Raw genomic sequence first — 14,218 nt, 5'->3', positions numbered from 1 at the left:
TTCTACCGGATCCTCCCCACAACAGGCAGGTCCACTCCTCCACCACCTGCTTGGCGTTCCCGCACGTCATGAGCGTGTCACCCATGTGGAGCATGTTCCAGCACGTCAGGCGGGTCAAGTCCGTTGGCCTGAATGGACGCCTGAAGTACTTGTTACGCGCTTGGCGAACCGCGGGGTGACAGGACTCTGGCCTCACCAGTACGAAGCCGCCGACCTGGCACACCGTGGCCGAAACGTGATCATTTCCACGGGCACGGCCTCGGGGAAGTCCCTGGCGTACCTCACCCCGGCGGTCGCCTCGTGTCTCGACGGCGGCACGGTCCTGTACCTGACACCGACCAAGGCCCTGGCCGCCGACCAGCTCCGCGGGCTGCGTGAGCTGCGCATCACCAAGCTGCGCGCGGCCTGCTTCGACGGCGACACGCCGTTCGAGGAGCGCACCTGGGTGCGCCAGCACGCCAACTACGTCCTGACGAACCCCGACATGCTGCACCGGAGCATCCTGCCCCGGCACGCGCAGTGGTCGACGTTCTTCCGGCGTCTGCGCCTGGTCGTCGTGGACGAGTGCCACGGCTACCGCGGCGTCTTCGGCTCGCACGTCGCCCAGATCCTGCGCCGCCTGCGCCGCGCCTGCGCCCGCTACAACGCCCGGCCCACGTTCATGCTCGCCTCGGCGACGGCCAGCGAGCCTGGCGTGTTCGCGACGCGGCTGACGGGGCTTGAGATGGACGAGGTGACGGTGGACGCCTCACCCAAGGGCTCAACCACCATCGCGCTGTGGGAGCCGCCCCTGACGGAGCTCCGGGGCGAAGGAGGGGCTCCTGTACGGCGGACGGCCACGGCGGAGGCTGCAGACCTGCTGGCGGACCTCGTCCTGGCCGACGTACGCACGCTCGCCTTCGTGCGCTCCCGCCGCGGCGCCGAAACGGTCGCCCTGTCCGCCCGTGCCAAACTCGCCGACGTCGCCTTCTCCATCTCACCCCCCTTCCCCATCCCCACCACCACGACCAACCCGACGCCGCCCTCCACCACGCCCACCCCCGCCTCCTCACCCCAGGCCCCCGGCGCCACCACAGGCACCTCCCCCGCCCCCTCCGACGCCTCCCCCCTCACCACCGCGCCCTCTGACGCCCCTCCACCCTCCGAGGCCTCCCCCCTCGCTTGCAGCCGATCGGACGCCCCCGCCCCCTCGAACGCCCCCGCCCTCACCTCCAGCCCATCTGACACCCCCGCACCCTCCGACGCCTCCCTCCTCACCTCCAGCCCGTCGGACGCCCCCGCCACCTCCGACCTCTCCGCTCCCTCCGACCTCGCCCTCAGACCGTCTGAGGCCCCCACACCGTCTGATGTCCCGGCACCGTCTGACGTCCTGGCACCCGAACCGGCATCGGAACCGGAACCGTCGCAAACCGCCCCCACCCACGGCCCCCTCACCTGGGCTCTACCGGACACCCCCGACCCTGACCTCGCCGACCTCCCCAACAAGATCGCCGCCTACCGGGCCGGCTACCTCGCCGAAGACCGCCGGCTCCTCGAAAAGGCCCTCCGCGCCGGCACCATCATGGGCCTGGCCACCACGAACGCCCTCGAGCTCGGCGTCGACGTCTCCGGCCTGGACGCCGTGCTGATCGCGGGCTGGCCGGGCACCCGCGCCTCCCTCTGGCAGCAGGCGGGCCGGGCGGGCCGCGACGGCCAGGACGCGCTCGCCGTACTGATCGCCAGGGACGACCCGCTGGACACCTACCTCGTGCACCACCCCGAGGCCCTGTTCGGCCAGCCCGTGGAGGCGATCGTCCTCGACCCCGGCAACCCGTACGTCCTGGGCCCTCACCTCTGCGCCGCGGCAGCCGAGATCCCGCTCACCGAGGACGACCTGCCCATCTTCGGCGCCACCACGTCCAAGGTGCTCGATGACCTCGTTGCCCAGAACCTGCTCAGAAGGCGCCCGGCGGGCTGGTTCTGGACCAGGCGGGAGCGCGCCACCGACCTCGCCGACATCCGAGGCGGCGGAGGCAGCCCCATCCAGGTCGTGGAGTCGTCCACGGGCCGCCTCCTGGGCAGCGTGGACGAGCCTTCGGCCCACACCACGGTCCACACCGGCGCGATCTACCTGCACCAGGGTGAGACGTTCCTCGTGGAGCTCCTGGACCTGGACGCCGGGGTGGCCCTGGTCACCAGCGCCAATCCGGACTACACCACCTTCGCCCGGGACATCACCGACATATCCATCCTGTCCACCGAACGCTCCCAGGCTCTCGGCTCCGGCACCCTCCACTTCGGCGAGGTGGAGGTGACCCGCCAAGTCGTCTCATACCTCAAGAGACGCCTCCAATCAGGCGAAATGCTCGGCGACGAGCCCTTGGAACTGCCGCCCCGCACCCTCCGCACGCGCGCCGTCTGGTGGACGCTCCCCGCCTCCGCGGTGGCCCCTCTGGCCGAAGCCGGCATCGACCTCGGCGGAGCCGCGCACGCCGCCGAACACGCCTCGATCGGACTGCTCCCGCTGTTCGCCACTTGCGACCGCTGGGACATCGGCGGCGTATCCACGGAGTTGCACGCCGACACGGGCCTGCTCACCGTCTTCGTGTACGACGGCCACGAGGGCGGCGCCGGCTTCGCCGAACGCGGCTACGCCCGCGCCACCGACTGGCTGACGGCCACCCGCGAGGCGATCATGTCCTGCGAATGCGAACGCGGCTGCCCGTCGTGCATCCAATCCCCCAAATGCGGCAACGGCAACGAGCCCTTGGACAAACGAGGCGCCATCCGCCTCCTCAACACGCTGCTCGCCTCACAATGATCCCGCTCATCGCCATACCTCCGCAGGAACCGGTCGCCATTCCTCCGCAGGAACCGGAACAGCTCCCAGAAACCCTGGCCGCAGCAGCCACATCACCGGCTGACACGCAGACTGATCAGCCCACAAGCCGACCGCGCCACACAAACAAGCCAATCCAGCACGAACAGGCCACCCAATACGAACGAGGCCATCCCCATACGAACCCAGCCGACCTCAACATGAACCCACTTGGTTCCAGCACACAAACCGGAGGGCACGCCCACATTCCGTGCGGCAACTTGCTCACCGAAGTCCAGCCAAGTTGCGAATACAGCACCACATGAACTCGCCCGTCCACGCGGTCACGTTCGCACACGCCAGCGCACTCAGTGATCACTTACGCCCGAAACTCAGCCCGCGCCCCGCCACGCATCACCTGCACGGGCTTCTACGAATTCCGACCTTCTCCGGACTTCCGACGCTTGCGCTAAATGCCCGACAAGCATGAACGGCCGGGCACCGGCACACGCGCTGACGCCCTCCCTAACTCCAACCATCTCGGTGCCGACGACCCGCCTGAGTCCGCTCATCACCCTTCGCGTCGCCACGATCATCGCCATCCTGATCAGCGGCCCAGAAATCGGCCGCCCCCGGCTGTGGACGCTCCCAGAACCCGCTGTCCTCCATCGATCTCGGTGACGGCGGCAGGTAGTCATCCCAACGCTCCTCCAGCCGTACGGCAGGAGCGACCGTTGGAGCGGCAGGCTCGGGGACATCCGTGACCGCCGAACTCGGCAGGGCGATATGGAGCGGCCCCTGCTGCGCACCCCATTCCGCCTGCCGTCCATATTCCTCCTGCCGTCCATGGACGCCATCTGAATCGTCGCCATCGGCCACGTGCGCCAGCGGACCTCCGGGCACATTCCGGCGCGTCCGGTCACGCAGGAACACCTCCCCGCCCGTCCGATCAGGCGTGCACGTATCCCCACCCGTCCGATCAGGCCTGAACGTCTCCCCACCCGTCCGATCGGACATGGACACCTGCCCACGCGTCCCATCAGGCGTTGACCTCTGCCCACGTGACCGATCAGGCGTTGACCCCTCCTCACGCGTCCGACCCGGCGTGGACCCTTCCTCACGCCTCCGGCCCGGCGTGGACTCCTCCCCACGCGTCCGACCCGGCGTGGACTCCTCCCCACGCGTCCGACCCGGCGTGGACTCCTCCCCACGCGTCCGATCAAAGGTGGACACTTCCCGCCGCCCAGGCGCAGCACCGTACGGCGGCGTGCCACGCGGCGGGCCCGTTACAGCACGCAGCGGAAGCTCCACAGAGAAGGCTGAGGCACGCGGACCAGGGGACGTGGCAGGATTCGACGGCGGCTCGACGGCGGAAGCCGGCAACAGCGGCTCAGCGTCAACAGTGCCCAACCCCGCCTCCGACCGCGGCCTCAGGGCCGGGGAGGACGGCGGCTGTCCCTCACCACCTGACTGCTGTCCGCGATCTCCCAGTGACACATCCGCCTTGAGACCCGACCGTTGCCCCCGGCCATCGAGGGACGGCTCCGCCCCCTCACCCGGCCACCGGCTTCGACCCTCGTTCGGCGAACCCGCCTCCCCAACCGGCCGCTGGTTCCGGGTGCCGGGTGAGCGCTCGGCCTCCGTTCCAGGGACCTGCTGGGGCCGGGAGGGCTGTTCGGGAAGCCGGGTCTTGGCGACGGCCAGGATGACGGCGGGCCGACGGGGTGCAGCTGTGGGATGCGGGGTGCCGGCATCCGCCTGCCTGACATGTAACCCAGGGTGCGCGTTTTGTGCTTGCGCCGATCCAGCGGGTGCATCGGTGTCGGGTGTGGGTGTGAGGGTGGAGCCACTTGCGCCCGTGGCGAGCGCGCGCCGCCTTGCCCAGGCGCCCGCGTGCGCGCCGAGCAGCAGCAGGAGGATTCCGCCCGCGACGTAGATGCCGTACTGACCGATGTTCCCGATCGGCGACTCGCTCGACTGGGCCTTCACGCCGTCGCTCTGCACGGGATCCTCGTCGGTGCCGTCCTTCGTATCGGCCGGGACCAGACCGCCGTTCTCGGCCTGCTGATCAGCGGTGGGGATGGGAAGATTGCCGCTCGGGTCGGCGTCCGGGATGTCGGGCAGCTTCGTGGTCGTCGGCTTGCGAGTGGGTGTGGTCGGCTTGCGCGAGGGGACCGCCGCCTGCTTCTTGGCGGGCAGCGTCGGCAGCGCATCGACGCCCTGGGCGTCTCTGTTCTTCTTCGGCACCTGCACGCTGTCGGTGGCCTTCTTCGTGGGCTGGGCCGCGGGTGGGGCGGGGAAGGTGACGTACGCGGCCGCCGACTCGCCCGACCCGATCGAACCGCCGTCGCCATCCCCCCTGAACGCCTTGACCGAGAACCCCACCTTCTGACCCGCCGCCTTGGACGGCACGGCGAGCACCGCCTTGCACGAGGAACCCGCGCAGGCGCTGTCGGCGGACAGCCGTCCGACGACGCCGGACTGCGTGTTGGCCACCTCGTACGACTGCAGGTCGGGCTCTGACCCCTTGCTCCAGGTGACGAGCACCTTGTCGGCGCCCTGCCTGCTCGCGTTCACACCCCCTGGCGCTTCGGCCGGCCGACGCAGCTTGAACGTGCTGCTCGCGTACCGGTTCCCGGTGATCTCCCCCTTGAGGGTCACGGTGAAGGTCCCGTTGGGGGCGTCGCCTGCGTCGAACGTGCCGGACAGCGTCTGATTGGCGCCGCCTGCGGCGACCTTCTGGCTGGGCGTGGAAGGCCCGTCGACGTACAGCCCCATCCTCAGCTGCATGAGCCCGGTACGCGCGGAGACCATCACCGACGAGCTCGAGATCACCTCGCCGTCGGAGGGCGACGTGATCTGCCCGGAGGATCCGGCCTGTCCCGTCACCACGGACGCCTGGGCAGTGCCGCCGAGCGCGATGGATCCGGCCACGATCATCCCTGCGGCTACAACTCTGCCGACTACCGACACGACGCTTCCCTCCATCGAGAGCCTCGCGCCGCCTGAGCACCCTCTGGGCGTTCACGCGACGACCGGAAGTGCAGTGCGCCCGGCCGATACGGTCACCGACCGTCCCCGGGCCCGCACCTTAGCGACTGCGCTCCTGCTCTCCCAGGCTCCTTGACGCATACGGCATGAACCGAGGGTAAGCGGAACCTTACGGGAGACATCCGACTCTTGGACACCACGTCCAAGAAGTCGTGACTTGATTGCGACATTGCCCCTCAGACCTCAATCACCCCATAAACGCCCTCACCTCCAACCGCCCTCTCCGCGTGTCCTGCAATGCACTGGCCGCACCCCATCCGCGGACCGCCGCCGCGCCATCCCGGGATGCGCTCGGCCACCCCGAGATGCACTCAGGCCACCTCGAGATGCACCAGGGCCACCTCGGGGGCTGGCTGGCTCGTGCCCATGGGTGTGCGCTCCCTGCCACCTCCGGGATGGGGCTCACCCTCAGGTGGATCGGTTCGCGAACCCCTGACGCCAACTCCTGCCACTGCGGGGATCGACCCCCGCACCCTGGGAGCATCCTCGCGCGACCTCGGGATCGGTAAGCGCCTCCGGGATGCGCTCCTCCCGCACCGGGATGGGACCGCGCACCTGGGGGCCTGCTCGCGTCACCTTCGGGATCAGACCGCACACCTCGGGGCGCGTCCGGCGCCTCCGGGCACCGTCCGTACGCATGAGCGAGTCCGGTTCGCTGCGGATGCTCATGCCCGCCAGCAGGAGCACATCGGATTCGTCATTCGGGCGCCGATGCCGTGGGGCCGGCGCGGGACCTGCCTTGAACGGTGCGAGGGCCTAATAACGGCAGCGAGATGGTCACGGCGGTCCAGACGTCGGCGATGTCGTCGGTTATCTGGCATTTCATGAGCTTGACGCCGTTCTGTGCTGCCAGCTCGGAGGCCCGGCCACAGGCGCCGTCCGGGTCGATCAGCGCAAGTTTGGCTGCCGCGAGGGCGCTGAGGTCGGCGGCGCCGCTGGCTCGGTGGTGGGCCACGCGTACGGAACCCACCGTCGCGAATGCCGTGGCAGTTGCCATCAAGAGGCCCATGAGCGCCACACCCCACAGGGTGGCGGAGCCGCGGTCTTTGGAGTTGATCGTTTTCTCCTGCCGTTCGTGTGAAATGGGTGTTCCGCCGACTGGTGACGGGGTGGGCGCGGTGTCACTGTTCGGTGGCTGCGGTGGCTGTGGCTGATACGCGGACTGCGGGCAGGGCTTCGCCCCAGGAAGGACGCACTTCCACTGTGATCTGCACATTGGTGAGCTCAGAGCCGCGGGTTATGGCTACTTGGGCGTTCGGGCGGGTGGCTGCTTGGGCGAAGGCGCGAACCTGATCCAATGGCTCCCCTCTGGCCGCGGCGCGGGCCGCCATCCGGGCGGCGTCCACGCATTCGAGTTGGACTCCGACCGCTTGGATGGCCCACAGGGCGGCAGCCAGGACGACCATGAGGGCGGGCAGCATCGCGGCGGTCTCGGCCGTTACCGAGCCCCGCAATGCCGACCGCTTGATGCTCTTGGAGGTCCGCGCGCGGCGCGGCGTCATTCCTGCCCGGTCTTGAGTGCCCGGTCGATGAGTGAGGTCAGCATTGCCTGGACTTCTGGGCTGCTCACGACCTTGAAGAGGAGCGCGGCGAAGGCACAGGCCGCGATGGTTCCGACTGCGTATTCAGCGGTGGACATGCCGTGCTCTCGGTGGGTGGCCGCGTAGTGAAGCCACTTGTTCGTCCGCGGCCGGGAACTTCTGATGCGGAGTTGCTTGCCGACCGAGGAGGGAGTCTGTGACTCGCCGGAGCTTGAGGTGGTCGGGGCGCTGGAGGCCTTTTGGGAGATGACGGGGGCGCTTGTGGAGGGCTCGTGAGTGCGTCGATCGGTCGCGATGCTGTGGCGGCGGGTGGTGGCTGCGGTGGTGGTCTTGACGGGGTGCTCGCGGTGCTTCGGGTGCTCCGGGTGCTTCGGGTGCTCGGGGTGCTGACGGTTCTTACGGGGCGTGGGCGTGATGGCTGCAGGGGCTGTCGGGCTTCGGATGATTGGGGTGCTGGGGTGAGCGGGTGGTGTGGTGATGCCCGCATGCGCTGTGGCGGCTGCGATGTCGTCTGGCGTGGTGGCGGGACTATGCATCTTGCCTCCAGGAGTTGGGAGCCGGGGTGTTGGCCGGCGGGAGTTCAAGGGTGGCGGGGGCGGGGTGGGGAGATCCGGGCCGAATGGCGTTCTGTGGATAAAGGTCGGGACGTGGTCATTGCCTTGTGGATAAACCGAAGGGTGGACTGAACCTCGCGCGGGCGCAGAGAGGACCTTCCTCGCAATGGAGGGCGCGGCGGGCGGCCTTTCGGTGGGGCGTTCAGATCATGGGTGGTGGTTGGTGCACGGCGGGTGCGTTGCGATGCGACAGGCGGACGCGACGCCGCAGGCGGACGCGACGCGGCAGGTGGGAGCGACGCGGCAGGTGGGGGCGCGGCAGCAGGTGGAGGCGACGCGACCGCGGGGCACCGCGACGGCGGGTGGACCTGGGGGCAACGCGGTAGGTGTGTTGAGACAGGCATAGGCCGCCGCGGTGTGTGTTGAACATGGCGGTGGGTTCCGAGACGGTGCATGCGTTGGCACCGCGGCTCGGGCACAGCGGCACACTTCGGGATGGCGCGTGCGTCGGGGGCGCGGCGCGTGCGTTACGAAACGAAGCCCGCACGGGATACAGGGCGCACGGGGACACCGTGCCCATACGAAGGCGCGGACGCGATCAGGCACAGCCCGGTGCGGCGGTGTGTTGGGGCACGGTGGTGCGTGGGTTGCGTGCTCATCCGGGTGTGGGTGTGGCGGTGATTCCGGGGCCCGTTGTTCGTGCCGGCGGGTGGTTCATGGGATGACGATGGCTGAGGCCAGGCCCGCTACTACCGGGATGATGCCGAGTAGGACGAAGGCTGGGAGGAAGCACAGGCCCAAGGGGGCGACCGCCTTCACGCCGACGCTTCTCGCCGCGGCGACCGATGCGGCTCTGGATGCCTCCCGGGCGTCGTCGGCCAAGCGTGTCAGCACCTCGGCGACGGGGGCGCCGCTCTGGGCTGCTCGGCTCATGGCTCGGGACAGTTGGCCCATGGCGGGGTCTTTGGCGAGGGATGCCCAGGTGGGGTCGGGGTCGGCGCCCAGGCGTAGTTGGGTGCTCACCCATGCCAGGCGTTCGCCTACGGGGCCGCCTACCGCGTTGGCGGCGATTTCGGTGGCGGCGCTCACGGGTTTGCCCGCATGCAGGCAGGCGGTCATCAGGTCGGCGGCGAAGGGCAGGTCGGCGGCTATGCGGCGGCGGTCGACAGGGGGTTGCCGGAGTTCTCTCTTGTGGAGGAACAGGGCTGTTGCGGGGGTGACGAGGATTCCTGTCATGGCTCCTGGGATGCCACCGATCAGGAGTGCGGAGAGGAGTCCTGCGCCGGAGGCGATGAGTGTTGTTCTGCGGGTGAGACGGTTGGGGCGGTTGGGGTGATGAGGGTCTTGGGACGGCCAGGGCGGGAGGGGGACGGGGCCGGTCGGGAAGGGGGATGGCTGGCGGTTTTTGGGCTCTCGGGGAGGTGTCATCCCTGGGCGTAGGCGGGTCAGGCGGTCTGCGGGTGTTCGTGGTGAGAGCCACAGCCAGGCCGACAACGCGGCGCAAAGGGCGGAGAGGAGCTGAAGCATCGGAGGGTCCGATCCGGGTCAGGCTTGGGCTCGGGTGGCCATGCGGGTGGTCCACCACAGGCCGCAGACGTCCAGGGTGATGCCGGCCATCAGGCACATGAGGCCGGGGAGGGTGCCGAAGAGGAAGGACAGCGGGTGCATGTTCAGGGCTGCGGCCATGAGGAGGCCGAGGGCCGGGAGTGCGGCGAGCATTCGGGCTGTGGTGCGTGGTCCCGCCAGTTGTGCTGCGACGTTTTGGCGATGGGCCTGGGCGGCTCGTAGCGTGTGCGCCACCCGGTCCACCAAGGAGGCCAGGCCCGCGCCTGCCGTGGTGCTGACCTCCCAGCAGGCTGCCAGCCGGCGTAGGCCCTCGCCTCCTTCTTGGGGGGCCGATGAGGTCAGGGCCGCTGAGACGTCGCCGCCGTCCCGTGCGGCCGCGATGACCGGGCGCAGGAGAGCCGGGTCTGGGAGGTCCACTGCTGTGATGGCTCTGGTCAGGGCGTCGCTTGGGGTGCGGCCGGCGGAGAGCTCCGCCGCGAGGGACTGGCACAGCTCGATCGACGCACGTCGCCAGGCCTCTGCGCGGCGGGCGGGGGTGGGAGTGGCTGTGGGGTGGGTGAGGAGCTTGAGCAGGGATTTCCACTGAGGGGTGGGGCTGGCTGAGGTCAGCAGCTTGTTCAGGCGGGTTGTGGCTGTGTTGGGGCCTGTCCACAGCCAAACGGCGCAGGCTGTGGACAACGCCGCTATGAGGGTGCTGGTCATCGTGCTCTTTCGTCCCAGGTTGCGTGGCTCGCTAGGCGTTTGGTGGGGCTTGCGGTGGTTCGTCTGGCGCACGGCTTGGAGCTGCGGTGGCTCATTGGTCCTGTGGTTGGGCCTGCCTGCGGCAGCTGCTCGGGGTGGGTTTGCTATGGGCGGGCTCGTTGGGCCAGGGCTTCGTAGCCGGGGCCGGCGTGGGTGCGGCCTTGGGCGTCGAAGGTCAGTGCGGGGACCGACTCGACGAAGCCGGTTGGCGTTCTGGAGAGCAGGCAGATTTCGGCTACGCGTCTTCGGCCGTCCGGGCGGCCTCGCGTCAGATGGATGACCGCGTCGAGGGCCGCCGCCAGTTGGCTGTGGACGGCCTCTCTGGTCAAGCCCGCCGCGCAGCCGAGGGCCTCCAGGCGTGGGGGGACGTCGGCCGCCGTGTTCGCGTGCAAGGTGCCGCAGCCGCCCTCATGACCCGTGTTCAGGGCGGCCAGGAGGTCGACTACTTCGGCTCCGCGTACCTCTCCGACCACCAGGCGGTCCGGACGCATTCTCAGCGCCTGCCGTACCAGGTCGCGCAGACCCACTCCACCGGCGCCCTCCAGGTTGGCCGGGCGGGTTTCCAGGCGGACCACATGAGGGTGGAGGGGGCGGAGCTCGGCTGAGTCCTCCACCAGCAGAAGGCGGTCGCCGGGGTCCGCCAGGGAGAGGAGGGCTGACAGGAGGGTGGTCTTGCCCGTGCCTGTGCCGCCTGTGACGAGGAAGGCGAGTCTGGCGGTGACCATGGCGGTCAGCACCGGGATCGCTGGTTGGGCGATCGTGCCTGCCGTGACGAGGTCCTGCAGGGTGAAGGCGCGGCGGGGTGGGAGGCGCAGGGAGATGCAGGTGCCGCCGGACGCTATCGGGGGGAGTACGGCGTGGAGTCGGACTCCGCCGGGGAGGCGGGCGTCCACGTACGGGGACGCGTCGTCGAGGCGCCGGCCTGCGGCGGTTGCCAGGCGCTGGGCCAGTCTGCGGACGGATCCGTCGTCGGTGAAGGTGATCGGGGTGCGGCGTAGGCCGGTGCCGTCGTCGATCCAGACCTCGCGCGGGCCGTTGACCAGGACGTCTGTTACGTCCGGGCGGGCCAGGAGGGGCTCCAGCGGGCCCGCGCCGATGAGGTCGGCGCAGAGGGCCCGGGCTATGGCGAGGATTTCCGCGTCGCCGTAGACGGACTTCTCCGCTCTCAGGGCCAGAGCTACTTGGGCGGCGGTGGGTTCGACGCCTGTTCTGGCCAGGCGGACGCGCACCGCCTCCACGAGCTCTGGTGAGACCGGAGCGGCCGGCGGATTCGGGGAGGGGGCGGGCGGTTCGAGGTCCGGCGGCTGTGGGGGTTCTCTCCGTGGTCGCGAGTGGCGGGCCAAGTGAGGCTGGTGGTACGCCTCCCGGTCACGCCGAGGGCTCGGCTGGGTTCGGGGGGACGGCGAGTCCCGGGGCAACCCGGTTCGCGGCGTCTCGCCGGATCTGGGGAGCGGGTTCTGGGACCGGAGTGGGGTGGTGGGGTTGGGGATCATGCAGCTGGGAGGAGGTCTCGGAGGAGGGATGTGCACAGGGCGCCCAGTACGGTGCGGGGGCCGAGTCTGGGGAGCTCGCCCCGGTTGAGGGTGGCGGTGAGTCTGGGCTGGTCGGGGAGGGTGCCGGCGGAGGGGATGCCCAGGGCTGCCATGGCCGTGTCGTCGTCCAGGATGCCGGGGCGGAGGATCGCGCGGATGTCGGCGGTGTGGTCTCGCAGCTCGGCGAGGACCTGGACGGCGGAGAGGATGCCGCGCACGTCGGCGGTGGCGACCAGCAGGGTGGAACTAGCTCTGGTCAGGGCTTCTATCGCTGACGGGTCGAGGTGCCTGGGGAGGTCGACGACCACCAGGTCGAAGCCGCGACTGCCTGCTTCGAGGACTGAGCGCATGGCCTGGGGCGGGATCGCGTCGACCTCGCCTCTGTGGAAGGAGAGGACTGCCAGGTCTCCGAACGCCGGGAGAGCGGCCTGCAACGCGCCGGAGTTGATCCTGCCTTCTCTGGCCACCAGATCTGCCCAGCGGGCGCCTGTTGCCTCCTCGTGGCCCAGCAAGGCGTCTATGCCTCCGCCCAGCGGGTCGGCGTCCACGAGGAGGGTGCGGAGGTGGTCGGTCGAGGCTCGCAGGGCCAGGCAGGCGGCGAGCACGCTCGCGCCGGCGCCGCCTCGGCCGCCTATCAGGCAGATCACGGCGCCTGAGCGGGGGTCGGGGTCCATGGCGTCGGCGAATCTGTCCACCAGGTCGCGCTCGTCGTTGGGCAGGGTCATGACGGATTGGGCCCCTACTGCTACGCATTTTCGCCAGGTGTCGGGGTCTTCGGTGTCGCGGGTTACGAGGAGGACCTGGTCTCGGGGTGGGGGTGAAGTGGCTGCCACGGGATCTGCTTGGTCGGCGCCTATGGCGATGAGCGGGGCGAGGTTCCAGAAGGGGCGGGCGTGGGTGGGGGTCTGGGCCACGTCGAGCTGGGCACCTGCGGCGGCTGCTATGCGGACGAGGTCGTCGAGCAGGGCTGGGTCCTCGGTGATGACCAAGGGGCGGGGCATGTCGGCCTCCCTGTGAGGGATGTTGTGGTGTCCTGCGCGAGGCGGGGGTGGGAGGTCGAGCTTGCTGGAAGTGGTGATCGAGAGGTTGAGCCGAATGGGGTTCTGGGGATAAGGGTGGGCGCGGGCAGCTGGGGCTGTGGATAACGCGTCTTGCTGAGGGCTGTGGGGCTGAGGCCAGTGCGGATGCCGGTGCCGGTGCCGGTGCGGGTGCGGGTGCCGGTGCCGGTGCGGGTGCCGGTGCCGGTGCGGGTGCCGGTGCCGGTGCGGGTGCCGGTGCCGGTGCCGGTGCCGGTGCCGGTGCCGGTGCCGGTGCCGGTGCGGGTGCCGGTGCCGGTGCGGGTGCCGGTGCCGGTGCGGGTGCCGGTGCCGGTGCCGGTGCGGGTGCCGGTGCGGGTGCGGGTGCGGGTGCGGGTGCGGGTGCGGGTGCCGGTGCGGGTGCCAGTGCCGGTGCGGTCTGGTGCGGGTGAAGAACGCAGGAGCGGGGCGGGGCGGGGCTCGGGCTCAGGGCACGGGCGGGCGGGCGTGGTGCGGCCGGGGCAAGCGCGCGGCACAGGCCAGGCGCGGGCGGGACACGGGTGCGGGGGCATCGCCGGCTGCGCGGGCGGAGTACGGAGGGTGAGCGCGCGGCGGGGAGACGCCCACGACGCGGGCGGGGTTCGGAGAGATTGGCGGCGCGAGCGCGGAGGAGCGTGGAAGCGCGGGCAGAGCGGGCGCGCGTGGAGCAGGCGCGGGTGGAACGCCCGCGTGTGAAAAGACGAGCGCGGGGGCGCAGGCGCGCGGGGGAGAGCGCGGGGGCGCGGGCGCGTGGCGCGGAACGGTATGGAGGCGCGAGCGCGTGGACGCGGAGGGCGCGGGCGGCGTGACGCGGGCGGCGTGGGACGGCGCGCGCAGCGGGACGCCTTGCGTCCTATGACCGGGTCGGCCAGACGGGAGGCGGGATGGCCGGAAAAGGGGCGACCCCCGCCGGGGGGGAGAGCGGGGGTCGCCTGATCGGTCCGGCTCCGGGGGGGTAGAGCCGGTCCCGTTTCAGAAGAAAGCTTTCATCACTAGACCGGAGCCTGGCAAGGGACTTGCAAAGCTATCCCGTGCAAGGGCGCTCCAGTTTCGGGCGATACCCCCGTATGCTGCCCGATCGACGCGAGTTTCGTCGAGCAGCAATCTCGCATTTTCGCCAAGTTTTTTCCCCACCTGATAACGATCACATAAAGCTGATCACAGAGAGTGATCGTCACAGGTTGGTAACCGAGTCGGCGGGCCCGGCCGCCACACATGCCCGAAGCGCCGGTCCAAGGTCGAGTAAAGGTCTTGGTCCGAGGGGTTCCCATCAGGGCGGATCCGTCGTAGAAAGGTGTCACGGACCTCTTGTCCGGGTGCACCACCCGGGTACCCACGCGCGACCAGCCGCGGGAGGCGCGTCGTGACGGGCTTGTCCCGC

General features: G+C 70.1%; 10 protein-coding genes. 2 read left to right on the top strand and 8 right to left on the bottom strand.

Going from position 1 to position 14,218, the window contains the following annotated elements; all coding sequences use genetic code 11:
* The first annotated feature begins 235 nt into the window (after positions 1-235).
* Complete coding sequence (locus tag AB0I79_RS20515) at positions 236-2,800, top strand: DEAD/DEAH box helicase (RefSeq protein ID WP_357875155.1); 2,565 nt, start codon at positions 236-238, stop codon at positions 2,798-2,800.
* A 522-nt stretch (positions 2,801-3,322) separates the two neighbouring features.
* On the opposite strand, the gene AB0I79_RS20510 is transcribed toward AB0I79_RS20515, so the two are convergent.
* The 8 genes from AB0I79_RS20510 to ssd form a co-directional block, all read right to left on the bottom strand.
* Positions 3,323-5,731, bottom strand: a complete 2,409-nt coding sequence (locus AB0I79_RS20510; RefSeq protein ID WP_357875153.1) for a hypothetical protein — start codon at positions 5,729-5,731, stop codon at positions 3,323-3,325.
* An 814-nt stretch (positions 5,732-6,545) separates the two neighbouring features.
* Positions 6,546-7,064 (bottom strand): Rv3654c family TadE-like protein, encoded by a 519-nt coding sequence (locus AB0I79_RS20505; RefSeq protein ID WP_357875151.1) that lies wholly within the window; start codon positions 7,062-7,064, stop codon positions 6,546-6,548.
* Positions 6,970-7,350, bottom strand: a complete 381-nt coding sequence (locus AB0I79_RS20500) for a TadE family type IV pilus minor pilin (protein ID WP_357875149.1) — start codon at positions 7,348-7,350, stop codon at positions 6,970-6,972. Before AB0I79_RS20500 ends, AB0I79_RS20505 begins: the two co-directional genes overlap by 95 nt.
* Positions 7,347-7,925, bottom strand: coding sequence for a DUF4244 domain-containing protein (locus tag AB0I79_RS20495; protein WP_357875147.1), 579 nt, complete (start codon positions 7,923-7,925; stop codon positions 7,347-7,349). The genes AB0I79_RS20500 and AB0I79_RS20495 overlap by 4 nt, the downstream gene beginning before the upstream one ends.
* Positions 7,926-8,657: 732 nt before the next feature.
* Positions 8,658-9,179 carry a type II secretion system F family protein gene (locus tag AB0I79_RS20490; protein ID WP_357875145.1) on the bottom strand — a complete coding sequence of 174 codons (522 nt, stop codon included), beginning with the start codon at positions 9,177-9,179 and terminating at the stop codon, positions 8,658-8,660.
* Between the two features lie 309 nt (positions 9,180-9,488).
* Positions 9,489-10,211 carry a type II secretion system F family protein gene (locus AB0I79_RS20485; RefSeq protein ID WP_357875143.1) on the bottom strand — a complete coding sequence of 241 codons (723 nt, stop codon included), beginning with the start codon at positions 10,209-10,211 and terminating at the stop codon, positions 9,489-9,491.
* Positions 10,212-10,354: 143 nt separating this feature from the next.
* Positions 10,355-11,488 carry a TadA family conjugal transfer-associated ATPase gene (locus AB0I79_RS20480; protein WP_357875141.1) on the bottom strand — a complete coding sequence of 378 codons (1,134 nt, stop codon included), beginning with the start codon at positions 11,486-11,488 and terminating at the stop codon, positions 10,355-10,357.
* 251 nt (positions 11,489-11,739) lie between these two features.
* Entirely contained in the window at positions 11,740-12,783 is a 1,044-nt protein-coding gene (gene ssd, locus AB0I79_RS20475; protein ID WP_357875139.1) for a septum site-determining protein Ssd, read from the bottom strand.
* Positions 12,784-12,966: 183 nt separating this feature from the next.
* On the opposite strand from ssd, the gene AB0I79_RS20470 reads away from it, so the two are divergent.
* Positions 12,967-13,533: a hypothetical protein gene (locus tag AB0I79_RS20470; protein WP_357875137.1), complete on the top strand. Its 567-nt coding sequence runs from the start codon at positions 12,967-12,969 to the stop codon at positions 13,531-13,533.
* Positions 13,534-14,218 lie beyond the last annotated feature (685 nt).

It is taken from the genome of Nonomuraea sp. NPDC050202 (assembly GCF_040656115.1).
Lineage (GTDB): Bacteria > Actinomycetota > Actinomycetes > Streptosporangiales > Streptosporangiaceae > Nonomuraea.
The sequence above is the reverse complement of the archived record's forward strand: the minus strand, read 5'-3'. Positions and strand labels throughout refer to the sequence as shown.

Coding starts and splice junctions, on each gene's coding strand:
- AB0I79_RS20490 (WP_357875145.1), bottom strand. CDS start 9,179: ATGACAGGAATCCTCGTCACCCCCGCAACAGCCCTGTTCCTCCACAAG.
- AB0I79_RS20505 (WP_357875151.1), bottom strand. CDS start 7,064: ATGTGCAGATCACAGTGGAAGTGCGTCCTTCCTGGGGCGAAGCCCTGC.
- AB0I79_RS20495 (WP_357875147.1), bottom strand. CDS start 7,925: ATGCATAGTCCCGCCACCACGCCAGACGACATCGCAGCCGCCACAGCG.
- AB0I79_RS20470 (WP_357875137.1), top strand. CDS start 12,967: ATGCCGGTGCCGGTGCCGGTGCGGGTGCGGGTGCCGGTGCCGGTGCGG.
- AB0I79_RS20485 (WP_357875143.1), bottom strand. CDS start 10,211: ATGACCAGCACCCTCATAGCGGCGTTGTCCACAGCCTGCGCCGTTTGG.
- ssd (WP_357875139.1), bottom strand. CDS start 12,783: ATGCCCCGCCCCTTGGTCATCACCGAGGACCCAGCCCTGCTCGACGAC.
- AB0I79_RS20500 (WP_357875149.1), bottom strand. CDS start 7,350: ATGACGCCGCGCCGCGCGCGGACCTCCAAGAGCATCAAGCGGTCGGCA.